The 16,739-nt window shown below is 65.8% G+C and carries 20 protein-coding genes; 18 read left to right on the forward strand and 2 right to left on the reverse strand.

Annotated elements, in window-relative coordinates; all coding sequences use genetic code 11:
• The first annotated feature begins 95 nt into the window (after positions 1–95).
• The 5 genes from ACIQ1T_RS06275 to ACIQ1T_RS06295 all read left to right on the forward strand — a co-directional run bounded on the left by ACIQ1T_RS06275 (position 96) and on the right by ACIQ1T_RS06295 (position 3,333).
• The gene (locus ACIQ1T_RS06275) at positions 96–953 is read left to right on the forward strand and encodes a D-alanyl-D-alanine carboxypeptidase family protein (protein WP_395943664.1); all 858 of its coding nucleotides are present in this window, start codon (positions 96–98) and stop codon (positions 951–953) included.
• Positions 929–1,432, forward strand: a complete 504-nt coding sequence (locus ACIQ1T_RS06280) for a hypothetical protein (RefSeq protein ID WP_395943665.1) — start codon at positions 929–931, stop codon at positions 1,430–1,432. The genes ACIQ1T_RS06275 and ACIQ1T_RS06280 overlap by 25 nt, the downstream gene beginning before the upstream one ends.
• Before the next feature lie 51 nt (positions 1,433–1,483).
• The gene (gene wrbA, locus ACIQ1T_RS06285) at positions 1,484–2,086 is read left to right on the forward strand and encodes an NAD(P)H:quinone oxidoreductase (protein WP_395943666.1); all 603 of its coding nucleotides are present in this window, start codon (positions 1,484–1,486) and stop codon (positions 2,084–2,086) included.
• Between the two features lie 4 nt (positions 2,087–2,090).
• Complete coding sequence (gene ygiD / locus ACIQ1T_RS06290) at positions 2,091–2,849, forward strand: 4,5-DOPA dioxygenase extradiol (RefSeq protein ID WP_395943667.1); 759 nt, start codon at positions 2,091–2,093, stop codon at positions 2,847–2,849.
• A 103-nt stretch (positions 2,850–2,952) separates the two neighbouring features.
• A complete protein-coding gene (locus tag ACIQ1T_RS06295; protein WP_395943668.1) occupies positions 2,953–3,333 on the forward strand; it encodes an endonuclease domain-containing protein in 381 nt (126 codons plus the stop codon).
• 43 nt (positions 3,334–3,376) lie between these two features.
• On the opposite strand, the gene ACIQ1T_RS06300 is transcribed toward ACIQ1T_RS06295, so the two are convergent.
• Positions 3,377–4,921 (reverse strand): AMP-binding protein, encoded by a 1,545-nt coding sequence (locus tag ACIQ1T_RS06300; RefSeq protein ID WP_395943669.1) that lies wholly within the window; start codon positions 4,919–4,921, stop codon positions 3,377–3,379.
• A 170-nt stretch (positions 4,922–5,091) separates the two neighbouring features.
• Here ACIQ1T_RS06300 and lipA point away from each other — a divergent pair, with 170 nt between their 5' ends.
• The 13 genes from lipA (at position 5,092) to lpdA (ending at position 16,500) form a co-directional block, all read left to right on the forward strand.
• Entirely contained in the window at positions 5,092–6,054 is a 963-nt protein-coding gene (lipA, locus tag ACIQ1T_RS06305) for a lipoyl synthase (protein WP_395943670.1), read from the forward strand.
• 7 nt (positions 6,055–6,061) lie between these two features.
• Positions 6,062–6,514 carry a type II toxin-antitoxin system RatA family toxin gene (locus ACIQ1T_RS06310; protein ID WP_395943671.1) on the forward strand — a complete coding sequence of 151 codons (453 nt, stop codon included), beginning with the start codon at positions 6,062–6,064 and terminating at the stop codon, positions 6,512–6,514.
• Positions 6,511–7,626 carry an NAD(P)/FAD-dependent oxidoreductase gene (locus ACIQ1T_RS06315; RefSeq protein ID WP_395943672.1) on the forward strand — a complete coding sequence of 372 codons (1,116 nt, stop codon included), beginning with the start codon at positions 6,511–6,513 and terminating at the stop codon, positions 7,624–7,626. Before ACIQ1T_RS06310 ends, ACIQ1T_RS06315 begins: the two co-directional genes overlap by 4 nt.
• 144 nt (positions 7,627–7,770) lie before the next feature.
• Positions 7,771–7,953, forward strand: a complete 183-nt coding sequence (rpmF, locus tag ACIQ1T_RS06320) for a 50S ribosomal protein L32 (RefSeq protein ID WP_026108365.1) — start codon at positions 7,771–7,773, stop codon at positions 7,951–7,953.
• 109 nt (positions 7,954–8,062) lie between these two features.
• Entirely contained in the window at positions 8,063–8,677 is a 615-nt protein-coding gene (locus tag ACIQ1T_RS06325; protein WP_395943673.1) for a hypothetical protein, read from the forward strand.
• A gap of 89 nt (positions 8,678–8,766) precedes the next feature.
• Complete coding sequence (gene eno, locus ACIQ1T_RS06330; protein ID WP_395943674.1) at positions 8,767–10,044, forward strand: phosphopyruvate hydratase; 1,278 nt, start codon at positions 8,767–8,769, stop codon at positions 10,042–10,044.
• A 140-nt stretch (positions 10,045–10,184) separates the two neighbouring features.
• On the forward strand, positions 10,185–10,484 hold the full coding sequence (locus ACIQ1T_RS06335; protein WP_395943805.1) for a septum formation initiator family protein: 300 nt from the start codon (positions 10,185–10,187) through the stop codon (positions 10,482–10,484).
• Positions 10,485–10,617: 133 nt separating this feature from the next.
• Positions 10,618–11,646, forward strand: coding sequence for a pyruvate dehydrogenase (acetyl-transferring) E1 component subunit alpha (pdhA, locus tag ACIQ1T_RS06340; RefSeq protein ID WP_395943675.1), 1,029 nt, complete (start codon positions 10,618–10,620; stop codon positions 11,644–11,646).
• Between the two features lie 3 nt (positions 11,647–11,649).
• On the forward strand, positions 11,650–13,026 hold the full coding sequence (locus ACIQ1T_RS06345) for a pyruvate dehydrogenase complex E1 component subunit beta (protein ID WP_395943676.1): 1,377 nt from the start codon (positions 11,650–11,652) through the stop codon (positions 13,024–13,026).
• Complete coding sequence (locus tag ACIQ1T_RS06350) at positions 13,023–13,310, forward strand: DUF5076 domain-containing protein (protein ID WP_395943677.1); 288 nt, start codon at positions 13,023–13,025, stop codon at positions 13,308–13,310. Before ACIQ1T_RS06345 ends, ACIQ1T_RS06350 begins: the two co-directional genes overlap by 4 nt.
• Positions 13,307–14,596: a pyruvate dehydrogenase complex dihydrolipoamide acetyltransferase gene (locus ACIQ1T_RS06355; RefSeq protein ID WP_395943678.1), complete on the forward strand. Its 1,290-nt coding sequence runs from the start codon at positions 13,307–13,309 to the stop codon at positions 14,594–14,596. The genes ACIQ1T_RS06350 and ACIQ1T_RS06355 overlap by 4 nt, the downstream gene beginning before the upstream one ends.
• 15 nt (positions 14,597–14,611) lie before the next feature.
• Positions 14,612–15,091 carry a glutathione peroxidase gene (locus ACIQ1T_RS06360; protein WP_395943679.1) on the forward strand — a complete coding sequence of 160 codons (480 nt, stop codon included), beginning with the start codon at positions 14,612–14,614 and terminating at the stop codon, positions 15,089–15,091.
• Positions 15,092–15,093: 2 nt separating this feature from the next.
• Positions 15,094–16,500 carry a dihydrolipoyl dehydrogenase gene (gene lpdA, locus ACIQ1T_RS06365; protein WP_395943680.1) on the forward strand — a complete coding sequence of 469 codons (1,407 nt, stop codon included), beginning with the start codon at positions 15,094–15,096 and terminating at the stop codon, positions 16,498–16,500.
• A gap of 56 nt (positions 16,501–16,556) precedes the next feature.
• Here the strand turns inward: lpdA and ACIQ1T_RS06370 are convergent, their stop codons facing one another.
• Positions 16,557–16,739 carry a DUF3606 domain-containing protein gene (locus ACIQ1T_RS06370; RefSeq protein WP_055753752.1) on the reverse strand — a complete coding sequence of 61 codons (183 nt, stop codon included), beginning with the start codon at positions 16,737–16,739 and terminating at the stop codon, positions 16,557–16,559.

Raw genomic sequence — 16,739 nt, forward strand, 5'->3', positions numbered from 1 at the left:
GAAGAGCGCGGCGCGAGTCGGCCGCGCGCCACCATGCCAGTGATCCGCGACGCATGCACTTGTGAGATCGACCGGCTTGGGGCTTCCTGTACGCCATGTGGCGAAGCCTTCTCGCGTTCCTGTCCCTGTGCTTCGTCCTGGCCTTCGCCGGCGGCGCGCGCGCGGCCGGCCCCTGCCACACCAGCGCCGATGTCTGGCGCGATCAGGCCCTGGTCAACGCCGTCTCCGCCTATGGGATGGAATGGGCGCCTTTCGCGGCGACGGAATGGGGTTGGCAGGCCTATCTGCCCCTGATCCTGACGGACCTGCACACCGACTGCGGTCCCGGCACGCCGATCTTCGCCTCGCAGCTGGCGGGGTTCCAGCAGACCCATGGTCTGGCCCCGTCCGGCTTGCTGGACGCCGCCACTTTTCAGGTCTTCAAGGGCGTGTGGCAGGAACGACGGCCTTTCGTCATGGCGCGGACGCGTCAGGAGTGTCCCGACCCTCCGCCGATCAACCAGCTGGGCTATCTGGTCGAATCCGAGGAGCACGCCGATCGGCTGACCCGTCTGTTGCGCCGTGATGTGCTGGACGCCTATCGCCGGCTGGTCGCCGCCGCCCGCGCCGAGGTTCCGGAGGTCGCCGCCGATCCCGAGCTGCTGCAGATATTCTCCGGCTTCCGCGATCCGGAGGCGGACTCGGCGCGCTGCGCCCAGCAGGGCAATTGCGACGGCCTGCGCCGCGCCGTCTGTTCGCCGCACCGGACCGGGACGGCGGTCGATCTCTATGTCGGCCAGGCCCCGGGGCTGGGCGTCGATTCCACCGCGCTGGTCAGCCGCGAATACATGGCGCGTACGGCCGCCTATCGCTGGCTGGTCGCCAACGCCGGCCGATTCGGCTTCGTCCCCTATGTCTACGAACCCTGGCACTGGGAGTATGTGCGGCCGTGGGATCCGTCGTTCGCGCCCTGACCGAGGGCGAGGCGGTCCTGGCGCGCGAGGCGTTCGGGCCGGCCCTGCGCCTGAAGACCGTGCGACTGATCGCCTGGCCCTTTCGTCGGGCCTTTGTCGCCGGCCGCTGGTTCGGGCGCGACTGGATCGTTTGGCCGCACAGGGCTATGGCCGGGGACTTCGCTAAGGCCTCGTTGCGCCTGCAGGGCGTCCTGGTGCATGAGCTGACCCATGTCTGGCAGGCGCAGCAGGGCGTGAATCTTCTGGTCGCCAAGCTGAAGGCCGGAGACACGGCCGCCTCGTACGCCTATTCAGCCGATCCGGACTGCCGCTGGGATTCCCTGAACATCGAGCAGCAGGCCATGGTGATGGAGCATCGTTTTCACCGGATGCGTGGGGGCAGGGCGCCGGGCAGTCTCGCCTTCTACGACGCGATCTGTCCCTTCGAGATTGAAACCGTGCGGGGGGCTTGCATGGACCGAAGGGACGCGCCAAGTTAGCAACGGTCGTTGTTGCGAATGACGGCCCAGTCATTCAACGGAGCCTCCCCGATGCCGAAGATCCTCGTCCTCTACCATTCGACCTATGGTCATATCGAAACCATGGCCGAAGCCGTCGCCGAGGGCGCGCGCGAAGTCGAAGGCGCGATCGTCGACATCAAGCGCGTGCCGGAAACCGTACCGGAAGAACTGGCCAAGGCCTCGCACTACAAGCTGGATCAGAAGGCGCCGATCGCCAAGATCGACGACCTGAAAGACTATGACGCCATCATCATCGGCGCCGGCACCCGCTTCGGCTCGGCCGCGTCGCAGATGCGCGCCTTCCTGGACCAGGCCGGCGGCCTGTGGTTCACCGGCGCCCTGATCGGCAAGGTGGGCGGCGCCTTCACCGCCACGGCGACCCAGCACGGCGGCCAGGAAACCACCTTCCAGGGCCTGCACAACTTCTTCATGCACCACGGGATGCCGGTTGTGGGCCTGCCTTACTCTTATCAGGCGCAGATGACGCTCGACGCGGTTCACGGCGGTTCGCCCTATGGTGCGACCACCATCACCGGCGGCGACGGTTCGCGTCAGCCCAGCGAGATCGAACTGGGCGGCGCCAAGTTCCAAGGCAAGCACATCGCCGAACTGGCGAAGAAGCTGCACGGCTAAGACGATGCGCCAGCCCGCTCTCTTCTTCGGTCACGGTTCGCCCATGAACGCTCTGGGTGGTCCCTACGGGGCCGCCTGGCGTGCGCTGGGCGAGGCGGTCGGCAAACCCAAGGGGGTGGTGATGATCTCCGCCCACTGGGAGACGCGCGGGCTGGGCGTCACTGCGCAGGAGAAGCCCGAGACCATCCATGATTTCGGAAACTTCCCACGCGAACTTCACGAGATGCAGTATCCCGCGCCCGGATCGCCCGAACTGGCGGCCCGGGTGTCGGAACTGACCGGGGCGACCCAGACGCCGCAATGGGGTCTGGATCACGGAACCTGGTCGGTGCTGGTCCATGTCTGGCCCGAGGCTGACGTGCCCGTGGTTCAGCTGTCGCTGAATCGCGAACTGACGGCGCGGCAGCACTACGACCTGGCCAAGGCCCTGAAACCGCTGCGGGACGAGGGTTACGTCATCGCCGGCTCGGGCGACTTCGTCCACAATCTGCGAACCTGGAAACGCGAGCCGGGCGCCGAACCCTATGCCTGGGCGACCGGCTTCAACGAGGCGGTCAAACACGCCTTCCTGATCGGCGACCACGAGGCCCTGATCAACTGGGTCGGTCTGGCGGAGGACGCCCAACTGAGTGTGCCGACCGACGAACACTATCTGCCGGTGCTGTACATCGCCGCCCAGCAGGAGCCGGGCGAGCCGGTGTCCTTCTTCAACGACAGTATCGACGGCGGCTCCATCTCGATGACGGGCGTGCGGATCGGGTAGATTTCCTCCCCGCTCGCGAAGGCGAATGGGGAGGACAGGCGCGCTCCAGCGCGCCAGGAGGGGGTGACTCGGCGCCTAACATGAGTTGTGTCATGCTCGCGTCATGGCTGACGGTCTGAGCTTCACTCGTGCAAAAGCGTTTCGAAAAGCGCTCACACCGCCAGAGTTTCGTCTGTGGCAGGCGTTACGCCGCGATCAAGTGGGCAAGTTCAAGTTTCGCCGCCAGCATCCGATCGGGCCCTATATTCTCGACTTCTACTGCGCCGCCGCCAAGCTGGCCATTGAGGTCGACGGAGCTGTCCATAACGAGCCGGACCAGATTGCACATGATCGCCGCCGGACGGCATGGCTGCATGGGCGCGGCGTTCGTGTCGTGCGGCTTAGCGCATCAAGCGTAATGCGTGAGCGGGCGGCCGTGATCGATTTCATCTATGATGTGGTGCGCTCGCGGTTGCCACCGGAGTCACCCCCTCCTGACTGCTGACGCAGTCTGTCCTCCCCATTCGCCTTCGCGAACGGGGAGGTGTTCAGGCGGTCTCGACCATCTTCTGAATGGCGACATAGTCGGTCTTGCCGGTGCCCAGCACCGGCACTTCCGCGACCTTGACGATCTTCTTGGGAATGACCAGCTCGGGCGCGCCGTTGGCGCGGGCCCATTCGGCCAGGGGGGCGACCTCGGCCGAGGCGTGGTCGGTCACCAGGACCAGTTTCTCGCCCTTGCGGCTGTCGGGGATGGAGATGACGGCGTGGCGTTGTTCGGGCCAGACGGCGCCGGCTATGCCTTCCACGGCGGTCAGGGAGACCATTTCGCCGCCGATCTTGGCGAACCGCTTGGCCCGGCCCTTGATGGTGACATAGCCGTCGGCGTCCACGTCGACGATATCGCCCGTGTCCAGCCAATCTTCGCCGACCGCATCCCAGGCCAGGGGCTCGGCGGCGGTGACATAGCCGCTCATGACGTTCGGCCCTTTCAGGAACAGGCGGCCGCCGCCGTCGATGCCTTCGACGGGTTCAAGCTTCCAGTCGATGCCGGGCAGGATCTGCCCGACCGTGCCGGGGGCGTTGCGATCTGGGTGGTTGACGGCGATGACCGGCGAGGCCTCGGTCGCGCCATAGCCTTCCAGCAGTTCGACGCCGCCGAACTTGGTGTTGAACATGGCTCGGGTCTCTTCGCGGACCTTCTCGGCGCCGGCGACGGCGAACTTCAGCGTGGCGAAGTCGTCGGGCTCGGCGACGCGGGCGTACTGGCTCAGGAAGGTGTCGGTCGCGAACAGGATCGAGGCCTTCACCTTGGGCAGCAGGTCGGTGATCTGTTTGGCATGCAGCGGTGACGGATACTGGAAGGCCTTCAGCCCCTGCAGCAGCGGCAATATGACGCCGCCGGTCAGGCCGAAGCAATGGAAGGTCGGCAGCGGATTGAACATCACCCAGGCCGGATCCAGGTCGATGTGCGCCGCGATCTGGCGGGCATTGGCGACCAGGTTCTTCTGGCTCAGCACCACGCCCTTGGGGGTGCCGAAACTGCCCGAGGTGAACAAGACTACGCCCGGCGCATCGGGATCGGTCTTGACGCGGAACCGGCCAGGCGCGGCGCCGGCGGCGAGGCCGTACAGCTTGTCCGGCAGGCCGATGGTCTTGCGCACGTCGTCCAGCCAGACGACCTCGGCGACCGTGTTCAACTGCTCGACCAGGTCGTCCAGCTTGGCCTGTTCGATGAATCGTTTGGCGGTCAGGACCTTCTTGACGCCCGAGGCCTGGATGGCGGTCTTCAGGTTGGCCTCGCCGGCGGTGAAGTTCAGCATCACCGGCACGCGGCCGTGGGCGTGAAGGCCGAAGAAGGTGACGACCACTCCCATGGACGAGGGCAGCAGGATGGCGACCCGCTCGCCCAGGCGGGTCATATTGGCGATCTTTCGCCCCAGCACGAAGGCGGCGCGGATCAGGCCGGTGTAGGTGAGGGGGTGGCGGTCCTGGTCTTCCAGAATTTCCTTGTCGCCGAACCGCGCGCGCGCCGCGATCAGGGCGTCGATCAGGGTTTCATCGTACAGCGAGGGATCCAGGGCCTGGCGCAAACGCGTCTCCTACGGAGGGCGCAAGAGCCCTCTCTGTTGTCGGGCGTCCGTCATTAATGACGCCGCGTCATCTTGAAAAGATGCGTAACGTCGCGTGAGTTCCTTGCAAGGCCATCTTCTGTAACCGCCTGTGGCTTGCCATTGCGACTTGGAAAGCCGAAATACCGGCCATGGTCACCCTGATCGACACCCTGCAACGCAAGCCGTCCGAGCTGCGTCACCCGGAAAAGCAGAACCGTCCGGAGACGGTCGTTCTGAAGAAGCCTGACTGGCTGCGGGTCAAGGCGCCCGGTTCGGGCCAGTACAACGCCACCAAGGACATCGTTCGCTCCAAGGGGCTGGTGACGGTCTGCGAGGAGGCCGCCTGTCCGAACATCGGCGAGTGCTGGAGCCAGAAGCACGCCACCCTGATGATCATGGGCGACACCTGCACGCGGGCCTGCGCCTTCTGCAACGTCAAGACGGGTCTGCCGCAGCCGCTTGATCCGGAAGAGCCGGGCAAGGTCGGTCTGGCCGTCCAGCAGATGGGACTGAACCACGTCGTCATCACCTCGGTCGACCGCGACGATGTGGCGGACGGCGGCGCGGCCCACTTCGCCGAGGTGGTGCGCCAGATCCGCCTCCAGGCGCCGAACACCACCATCGAGATCCTGACGCCCGACTTCCTGCGCAAGGACGGGGCGGCGGCGACGATGATCGACGCCAAGCCCGACGTCTTCAACCACAACCTCGAGACCGTTCCGCGCCTGTATCTGAAGATACGGCCCGGCGCCCGCTACTTCCACAGCCTGCGCCTGCTGCAGATGGTCAAGGAGCGCGATCCGGAACAGTTCACCAAGTCCGGCATCATGGTCGGCCTGGGCGAGACCAAGGAAGAGGTCATGCAGGTGATGGACGACATGCGGTCCGCCGGCGTCGATTTCATCACCATCGGCCAATATCTGCAGCCGACGCGCAAACACGCCGCCATCGACCGGTTCGTCACCCCGGAAGAGTTCAAGGCCTATGAGGCGATCGCCCGGGCCAAGGGCTTCCTGATGGTGTCGTCCAGCCCGCTGACGCGTTCGTCGCACCACGCCGGCGACGACTTCGCCCGGCTGAAGGCCGCGCGCGAGGCGCAGCTGCGCCGCTAAGTCCCGGATGGCCGTTCACCGCGTCACGCGCATACTGCCCTATGCGCCCGAACAGCTCGCCGATCTCGTCGCCGATGTCGAAGCCTATCCACGCTTCGTGCCGTGGGTCACGTCGATGCGCGTCTGGAACGACCGGGCCGAGGCTGAGGGCGTTACTCTGGTCGACGCCGAGGCCGGGGTCGGCTTCTCCTTTCTGAAGGAGCGGTTCTCGACCTGGGTCAGGCACGACCGCAACGCCCCCAAGGTCGAGGTCGGCCTGTTGCGCGGGCCGTTCAAGCATCTGAAGAACCGTTGGGAGTTTTTCCCGCATCCCGATGGCGCGCGGCTGGAGTTCATGATCGACTTCGCCTTCAAGTCGAGGATGCTGGACCTGATGCTGTCGGCCAATTTCGATCTGGCGGTTCAGAAGCTGATCGGCTGTTTCGAGGCCGAGGCGAAGCGGAGGTACAGCGGCCGATGAGTTTCGATTTCGACGCGACCGTCGTGGGCGCCGGGGCCGTGGGCCTGGCCTGCGGTCGGGCCTTGTCGAAACGTGGGCTGACGGTTCTGGTGCTGGAGAAGGAAGGCCACATCGGCCAAGGCGTCTCCTCGCGCAATTCCGAGGTGATCCACGGCGGCCTCTATTATCCGACCGGCTCGCTGAAGGCGAAGTTCTGCGTCGAGGGGCGCCGCGCCCTCTACGCCTTCCTCGAAAGCCGCAAGATCGACCACTGGAAGTGCGGCAAGCTGGTCGTGGCGACCGAAGGGGCCGAGGTCGAGCGGATCGAGACCATCTTCGAACAGGCGACGGCGAACGGCGTCGAGGGGCTGGCGCATCTGACCGGCGCGCAGGCGCGGGCGCTGGAGCCCGAACTGAACGCCCATGCCGCCATCCTGTCGCCGGAGAGCGGCCTGTTCGACAGCCACGGCTATATGCTGGCCCTGCAGGGCGAGATCGAGGATGCGGGGGGATCGGTCGTGGTCTCGGCGCCGTTCGAGGGGGCGACGCCCCTGTCGGGCGGCGGTTTCTCGATCCGCGTGGGCGGGGAGGGGGCGATGACCGTCTCCAGCCGCCTGCTGATCACGGCGCCGGGGCTGTCGTCACAGACGGTCGCGGCCTCCATCGACGGCTATCCGGAGGTCGACATCCCGGAGCGTCATCTGGGCAAGGGGATCTATTTCCGTCTGGTCGGCAAGGCGCCGTTCGACCGGCTGATCTATCCGCCCCCCATCCCCGGCGCGCTCGGCACCCATTATCGCAAGGATCTGGGCGGACAGGCCGTGTTCGGCCCCGACCTCGCCTATGTCGAAACCGAGGATTATTCGGTCGATCCGAAGAAGGCGGATGAGTTCGCCCGCTACATCCGTCGTTTCTGGCCGGGCCTGCCCGACGGCGCCCTGACGCCCGACTACGCCGGCATCCGGCCCAAGCTGCACGGGCCCGGCGAGCCGCAGCCGGACTTCCAGTTGCATGGGCGCGAGCATCACGGCGTCGACGGGCTGATGGCCCTTTTCGGCATAGAGAGTCCCGGCCTGACCAGTTCGCTGGCCATAGGCGAGGCCGTGGCCGAACGCCTGTCGGAAACGTCTTGAAATCGCCGAGCGCTTCATGCATAAGCCGCGCCTCGCGTGGCGGCTCGGTATTCTTCTCTGGAAGGGTTGGGGCCGCCGCTATCGTTTTCGCGCTAGACAGGCTTAGGCACTGGGCGGCGCCCGACTTAGAAGATTGAGACGGACATGGCCGTTCCGAAGCGCAAAGTATCTCCCTCGCGTCGCAACATGCGCCGCGCCCACGACGCCCTGACCTCGAACGTCTACGTCGAGGACAAGGACACCGGCGAGCTGAAGCGCCCGCACCACATCGATCTGAAGACCGGCACCTATCGCGGCCGCCAGGTCATTACGCCGAAGGAAGACTAGTCTTTCCCGGCCTTCGGTTTCGGCCGGATGACGATTTTTAACGGCGCGCGGTGACCCGCGCGCCGTTTTCGTGCGTTCTGTGCGGCGAAGCTTCCCACGGAGACCTCGCATGATGATTCGTTTCGCCGCCGTCAGCGCCTTCGCGCTGCTGACCCTCGCCGCCTGCGAGCGCAATGACGACCCGGTCGCCGAGGCGCCCGCGCCGGCAACTCCGGCCAAGGAGGAGGCGGCTGCGGCGGTGGACGCCAACGCCCTGACGGCGAACGGGCTGGGACCGGCGCGAATCGGCATGAGCAGGGCGGATCTGGTCGCGGTCTGGGGCGACGATTCCAGCCCGAATTCGGTCGGCGGTCCCGAGCCCGAGGTCTGCGATGAGTTCCATCCCGCCAAGGCGCCCGCAGGTGTCAACGTCATGATCCAGAACGGCCAGCTGACGCGAATCACCCTGATTCGAGGCGCGACGACCAAGACGGATCGAGGTTTCGGCCTGGGCGACGCGGGGATGGCGATCAAACAGGCCTATGGCGGCGCCGTCTTCGCCCAGCCGCACAAGTATCAGGCGCTGCCGGCCGAGGACCTGTTCGTCTGGTCTCGCGGCGGATCAACCGCCTATGTCACCGACCCGGCGGCGCGGGGCGTTCGCTACGAGGTCGGCAGCGAGGGCAAGGTGACCATGATCCATGCCGGCGATCCGTCAATCCAGCTGGTCGAGGGGTGTTCGTAGGGGCTGATCGCCACGGCGGCATTGGCGTTTGGCGGGGAGGCGGCTAAACCCGTCGGACATCCTTCCGCCTTGAGCCAAAGAGCCGAGCCATGACCGACATCGCCGACATCGTCGCCCGCCAGATCCTCGACAGCCGGGGCAATCCGACGGTCGAAGTGGACGTGATCCTGGACGACGGCTCGTTCGGTCGCGCCGCCGTGCCGTCGGGCGCCTCGACCGGCGCCCACGAGGCGGTCGAACTTCGCGACGGCGACAAGGACGTCTGGGGCGGCAAGGGCGTGCAGAAGGCGGTCGACGCCGTCAACGGCGAGATCTTCGACGCCCTGTCCGGCATGGACGCCGAGGACCAGCGTCGTCTGGACGAGGCGATGATCGAGCTGGACGGCACGCCCAACAAGGGGCGTCTGGGCGCCAACGCCATCCTGGGCGTGTCCCTGGCCGCCGCCAAGGCCAGCGCCATCTCGGCCGGTCTGCCGTTGCACCGCTACATCGGCGGCGTCTCGGCCCGCGTCCTGCCGACCCCGATGATGAACATCATCAACGGCGGCGCCCACGCCGATAATCCGATCGACATTCAGGAGTTCATGATCCTGCCGACCGGCGCCGAGACCTTCACGGACGCCCTGCGCATGGGCACGGAGATTTTCCACGCCCTGAAGAAGCAGCTGAAGGACGCCGGCCACAACACCAATGTCGGCGACGAGGGCGGCTTCGCCCCGAACCTGGCCTCGGCCGAGGAGGCCCTGAGCTTCATCACCAAGGCGGGCCAGGCGGCCGGCTATCTGGCCGGCGAGGATTTCCATCTGGGTCTGGACGTCGCCTCGACCGAGTTCTTCAAGGACGGCAAATATGTCATGGCGGGCGAGGGCAAGACCGTCGACGCCGACGGCATGGCCGCCTATCTGGTCGACCTGTGCGAGCGTTTCCCGATCGTCTCGATCGAGGACGGCATGGCCGAGGATGACTTCGACGGCTGGCGCCTGCTGACCGAACGACTGGGCGACCGTGTCCAACTGGTCGGTGATGATCTGTTCGTGACCAATCCCGCCCGTCTGGCCGCCGGTATTGGCGAAGGCCTGGCCAACTCCATCCTGATCAAGGTCAACCAGATCGGCACACTGTCCGAGACCCTGGATGCCGTGGATATGGCCCACCGCGCCGGCTATACCGCCGTGATGAGCCACCGTTCGGGCGAGACCGAGGATTCGACCATCGCCGACCTGGCTGTCGCGACCAACTGCGGACAGATCAAGACCGGCTCGCTGGCCCGTTCGGACCGGGTGGCCAAATACAATCAGTTGCTGCGCCTCGAAGAGATGCTGGGCGACCAGGCCGTCTATTTCGGCGACGGCATGCTGCTGCGTTAAACCCGTGAAATGTCGATGGAGAATCAGCGTTCTCCATCGACTTCCTTACGGTCAAGCTACAATTTGTTAGGCATTTTCGGGCACGGTCTCTGAACTGTGTTTTTCGCGCTCAGAAGGAGCGTCTGTAAGTGCCTGAACGGATGAAACCGTACCGCCTGTCTCTCGCCCTGTTGCTGCTGCTGGCCTATCTTGGCGTGCAGGCTCTGACGGGCGAGCGCGGTCTGCTGAGCGGATCGTCCCGCGACGCCCTGCTGGGGCAGCGCGAGGATCAACTCGCCCATCTGACCGAACAGCGCCGCGACCTGGAAACGCGGGTGAGATATCTGCGCACCGACAGCATGTCCCGTGATCTGCTGGAAGAGCGGGCGCGCGCCGTCCTGGGCTTCTCCGACCCGCGCGACTACGTGATCCGCATTCAGGCGCAACCTGTTCAAGGGTGAAAACCCTCGCCACTTGAACTATTGTTACAGCCAAGCCCGCACCCCTTTGCGTTCCGGGAAGGAAGGCTGCTAAAGCCCCTTTCCGTAACGATAAGAAGGCGTCGCTCCCCGGCGCCTAGCCGGGAGATGCCGGATGGCGAAAGCCCCAGCCAAAGCCGCTCAGACCACTGCGCCTGACAAGCTTCCAAACACGCCTTCGGCGTCCAAGGAGGACCTCCTCCGATTCTATCGCGAGATGGTTCTCATCCGCCGCTTCGAGGAGCGTGCGGGCCAACTGTACGGCATGGGCCTGATCGGGGGCTTCTGCCACCTGTACATCGGCCAGGAAGCCGTGGCCGTCGGCGTTCAGGAGAGCGTCAAACAGGGCCACGACAAGATCATCACGGGCTACCGTGACCACGGCCACATGCTGGCCGCCGGCATGGACCCCAAGGAAGTCATGGCCGAACTGACCGGCCGCATCGGCGGCTCGTCGCGCGGCAAGGGCGGGTCGATGCACATGTTCGACGTGCCGACCGGCTTCTATGGCGGCCACGGCATCGTCGGCGCCCAGGTCTCGCTCGGCACCGGCCTGGCCTTCGCCGGCAAGTACCGCGGCGACGATTCGGTTTCGTTCGTCTATTTCGGCGACGGCGCCTCGAACCAGGGTCAGGTCTACGAGAGCTTCAACATGGCTCAGCTGTGGAAGCTGCCGGCCATCTACATCATCGAGAACAACCAGTACGCCATGGGCACGAGCATCGAGCGCTCGTCGTCCACGACCCAGCTCAGCCAGCGCGGCGCCAGCTTCGGCATTCCGGGCGAACAGGTCGACGGCATGGATGTCATCGCCGTTCGTGACGCGGTGAAGAAGGCCGTCGATCGCGCCCGCGCCGGCGAAGGCCCCTATATCCTCGAGGTGAAGACCTACCGCTATCGCGGCCACTCCATGTCCGATCCGGCCAAGTACCGGACCAAGGAAGAAGTGGACGAGGTCAAGAAGACCCGCGACCCGATCGACCACATCAAGACGCTCCTGGCCGCCGCCAACGCGACCGAGGACGAGCTCAAGACGATCGATAACGAGATCAAGGCCATCGTCGCCGAGGCCGTTCAATTTGCACAAGAGAGCCCGGAACCCGATCCGTCCGAGCTCTATACCGACGTCTACGTGGAGGCCTGATCCGTGACCGACATTCTGATGCCGGCGCTGTCCCCCACCATGGAAGAGGGCACGCTGACCAAATGGCACATCAAGGCGGGCGACACGGTGTCGGCCGGCCAGGTGATCGCCGAGATCGAAACCGACAAGGCCACGATGGAAGTCGAAGCCGTCGACGAGGGTGAAGTGCTCGAGATCCTCGTCGCCGAGGGCGCTGAGAACGTGAAGGTCAACACCCCGATCGCCCGTCTGGCGGGCGACGACGCGGGCGCCGCTCCGGCGACCAGCGCCGCCGCTGCTCCCGCCGCCGTCGCCAAGCCCGACGCGGCGGAAGCCCGCTCGGGCGACCCCGAAAAGGCCCCGCCGCAGACGTCCACGCCCAAGGTTGAACTCAAGGATCCGGAAATCCCGGCCGGCGCCAACCTGGTCAAGACCACCATCCGCGACGCCCTGCGCGACGCGATGGCGGAGGAAATGCGCCGCGACGAGAACGTCTTCCTGATCGGCGAGGAAGTCGCCCAGTACCAGGGCGCCTACAAGGTCAGCCGCGGTCTGCTGGACGAGTTCGGCGATCGCCGCGTCGTCGACACCCCGATCACCGAGCACGGCTTCGCCGGCCTGGGCGTCGGGGCCGCCATGTCGGGCCTGAAGCCGATCGTCGAGTTCATGACGTTCAACTTCGCCATGCAGGCGATCGACCACATCATCAACTCGGCCGCCAAGACGCTCTACATGTCGGGCGGTCAGATCAAGGCGCCCATCGTCTTCCGCGGTCCGAACGGCGCCGCTTCGCGCGTCGGCGCCCAGCACAGCCAGGACTATTCCGCCTGGTACGCCCAGGTGCCTGGCCTGAAGGTCATCGCGCCCTACGACGCCGCTGACGCCAAGGGACTGCTCAAGGCCGCCATCCGCGACCCGAACCCCGTCGTCTTCCTCGAGCACGAGATGATGTACGGCCTGGAGTTCGACGTGCCGGACGTCGAGGACTATGTCCTGCCGATCGGCAAGGCCAAGGTCCGTCGCGAAGGCAAGGACGTCACCATCACGGCCCACAGCCGCATGGTCGGCTTCGCCCTGCAGGCCGCCGAGAAGCTGGCCGAGGAAGGCATCGAGGCCGAGGTCGTCGACCTGCGCACCCTGCGTCCGCTGGATCACGAAACTATCGTCGAGAGCGTCAAGAAGACCAGCCGTCTGGTCTCGGCCGAAGAGGGCTGGGGTCCGATGGGCGTCGGCGCCGAGGTCGTGGCCCGGGTCATCGAACACGCCTTCGACTATCTGGACGCCCCGCCGCTGCGGGTGCACCAGGAAGACGTGCCGCTGCCCTACGCCGCCAATCTGGAAGCCCTTTCGCTTCCGGGCGTGGACAAGATCATCGCGGCTGTGAAGCAGGTGATGGCGTGACCGCACTGCCACTTCCCAACGGCATATCGGAACCCTCCGGCGAGGACGTCACGGAAGTTATGCGCGTATGGTGGAACGTCGATCACCCCGCCATGATTATCCGACCGGTACATCAGGACCCTGCTGTCGTGGGTGCGCTTCTTGCGGAGCTGGCTTGGCATTTCAGTAACGCCTACGCCGAGAAGCGTGGGTTGGCTCGTGAGGAAACCCTAGCCGCAATTCAGGGCGGTTTTGGTGAGGCCATGCGGTTGATTTCCCTTGAGACGACGGAGCGCACACGATGACCGATATTCTGATGCCCGCCCTGTCTCCGACCATGGAAGAAGGCGTCCTCGCCAAGTGGCACGTCAAGGTCGGGGACGTCGTCTCCGCCGGCGACGTGATCGCCGAGATCGAGACCGACAAGGCCACGATGGAAGTCGAAGCCGTCGATGAGGGCGAAGTCACCGACATCCTGGTCGCCGAGGGCACCGAAGGCGTGAAGGTCAATACGCCGATCGCCCGCCTGAAGGACGAGGGCGGCGCTGCTGCGCCGAAGCCTGCGGCCAAGGTCGAGGGGACGCCCAAGACTGAAGCGGCTCCGGCCGCCGAGGCGCCCAAGGCGGCTGCGCCTGCTGCACCGGCTCCGGCTGCGCCGAAGTCTGACAGCGGCGAACGTATCTTCTCGTCGCCCCTGGCCCGCCGCATTGCCGCCCAGAACGGCGTCGATCTGAAGTCGATCAAGGGCACCGGCCCGCACGGCCGTATCGTCAAACGCGACGTCGAGGGGGCTCCAAAGGGCGCCGCTCAGCCGGCCGCCCCGACGGCGACCGCCGCCGCTCCGACCTCGGGCATCGCCCCGCGTCAGGCCCAGTCCCTGGCCCAGATGGGGATCCCGGACGGCAGCTACGACCTGATCCCGCTGGACGGGATGAAGAAGGCCGTGGCGCGTCGCATGGTCGACAGCATCCAGAACGTGCCGCACTTCCCGCTGTTCATCGACGTCGAGATCGACCAGCTGATGGCCGTGCGCGCCAAGGTCAACAAGATGCTGGAGCCGCAGGGCATCAAGGTCTCGGTGAACGACTTCGTCATCAAGGCTGCGGCCCTGGCCCTGAAGGCCGTGCCGGAGGCGAACGCCTCCTACACGCCGGAAGGCATCGCCATGCACCACAACGCCGACGTCTCGATGGCCGTGGCGATCGACGGCGGCCTGATCACCCCGATCATCAAGAAGGCCGAGACCAAGGGCCTGGCGCAGATCGCGACCGAGTCCAAGGACCTGGCCAAGCGCGCCCGCGAGCGCAAGCTGAAGCCAGAAGAGTTCCAGGGCGGCACCTTCTCGGTGTCCAATCTGGGCATGTTCGGCATCAAGCAGTTCACCTCGATCATCAATGAGCCCCAGGGCTGCATCATGAGCGTGGGCGCAGGCGAACAGCGCGCGGTCGTCAAGAACGGCCAGGTCGTTCCGGCCACGGTGATGACGGTCACCCTGACCTGCGATCACCGTGTGGTGGACGGCGCGACCGGCGCCCGCTTCCTGCAGGCGTTCAAGCCGCTGATCGAAGATCCCGTCGCGATGCTGGCCTAAGGGGAGGGCGAGGTCATGACCTCGGTCTATGACTTCTCCGCCCGCGCCATCGACGGCACGGACGTCTCGCTGGACCGTTTTCGCGGTCAGGCGCTGCTGATCGTGAACACGGCGTCCAAGTGCGGCTTCACCGGCCAATACGACGGTCTGGAGAAACTGCACCGGGACTTCGCCGACAAGCCCTTCGAGGTGCTAGGCTTTCCCTGCAACCAGTTCGGCCAGCAGGAGCCCGGCCGGGCCGCGGAGATCGCCGCCTTCTGCGCCGCCAGCTTCGACGTGACCTTCCCCCTGTTCGACAAGGTGGAGGTCAACGGGCCGAACCGGCATCCGCTCTACGCCTGGTTGACCCGACAGAAGCGCGGCTTCCTCGGCTCCCAGGCCATCAAGTGGAACTTCACCAAGTTCCTGACCGACCGCGAGGGCAGGGTGGTCGCCCGCTACGCCCCGCAGACAGAACCCGAGGCCATCAAGGCCGACATCGAGAAGTTGATCTGATCATGGCTGCTGAATTCGATCTCGTCGTCATCGGCTCGGGCCCCGGCGGTTACGTCGCGGCCATCCGCGCCAGCCAACTGGGCCTGAAGGTCGCCATCGTGGAACGCGAGAACCTGGGCGGCATCTGCCTGAACTGGGGCTGTATCCCGACCAAGGCCCTGCTGAAGTCGGGCGAGAAGTTCGAGAGCCTGTCCCATCTGAAGGACTACGGCCTGTCCGCCTCGGGCGCGTCGTTCGACTTCGATGCCATCATCCAGCGCTCGCGCGGCGTCGCGGCGACGATGAACAAGGGCGTCGCCTTCCTGATGAAGAAGAACAAGATCGAGGTGATCGAGGGCACGGCCAAGCTCGAAAAGGGCGCGTCGGCTCCGAAGGTCGTCATCGCGCTCAAGGCCGGCGGTTCGCGTAACGTCGAGGCCAAATCGGTCATGCTGGCTGTGGGCGCCCGCGCTCGCGCCCTGCCGCAGATCGGTCTGGAGGCCGACGGCGACAAGATCTGGGCCTATCGCGACGCCCTGGCGCCGAAGAAACTGCCCAAGTCCTTCGTCGTCATCGGCTCGGGCGCCATCGGCATCGAGTTCGCCAGCTTCTATCGCGCCCTGGGCGCCGAGGTGACGGTCGTCGAGGCCGTCGAGCGCATCATGCCGGTCGAGGACGAGGAGGTCTCCAAGGCCGCCCAGAAGTCGTTCGAGAAGCGCGGCATCAAGTTCAAGGTCGGCGCCAAGGTGACCAAGGTGACCAAGGCCGCCTCGGGCGTCGCCGTCGCCGTGGAGATCGGCGGCAAGGCCGAGATCCTGGAAGCCGAGGTCTGCATCTCGGCCGTGGGCATCACCGCCAACACCGACGGCATCGGCCTGGAGGCCCTGGGCGTCGAACTGGACCGCGGCCACATCAAGACCGACAGCCACTGCCTGACCAACGTCAAGGGTCTGTATGCCATCGGCGACTGCGCCGGCGCGCCCTGGCTGGCGCACAAGGCCTCGCACGAAGGGATCCACGCCGCCGAGCATATCGCCGCCTACAAGACGCCGAACGTCCATTCGCCGATCGCCGGCTGCACCTACGCCCAGCCGCAGGTCGCCTCGGTCGGCGTGACCGAACAGGCCGCCCGCGCCGAGAAGCGCGAGGTCAAGATCGGCCGCTTCCCGTTCCGCGTGAACGGCAAGGCCGTGGCCGCCGGCGAGGTGGACGGCTTCGTCAAGGTGATCTTCGACGCCAAGACCGGCGCCCTGATCGGCGCCCACATGATCGGCCACGAAGTGACCGAGATGATTCAAGGCTATGTCACCGCCATCACCATGGAGGCGACGGAAGAGGACATCCACGGCATCGTCTATCCGCACCCGACCATGTCGGAGGCCATGCACGAGGCCGCGCTGGACGCCTATGGCCGCGTGATCCACATCTAGGAACGAAAACGGCCCCGAACCTTGTTCGGGGCCGTCATTCTATCGGGGCGGTTCCGTCAGCGCTTCTTGCCGAGTTCCGCCGCTATGTCCTTGGTCATGCGGCCGACCTTGCGGTGGGCGGCGGTGATCTGATCCTTGGTCACGCCCCAGCGCTTCATCCAATATTCGACCGACTGACGCTCGGACAGGTCGATCCGGTCCTTGTCGATGAAGCCGCGCTTGTCCTTGAGGCCCGCCAT

The organism is Brevundimonas sp. (genome assembly GCF_044336875.1).
GTDB lineage: Bacteria > Pseudomonadota > Alphaproteobacteria > Caulobacterales > Caulobacteraceae > Brevundimonas.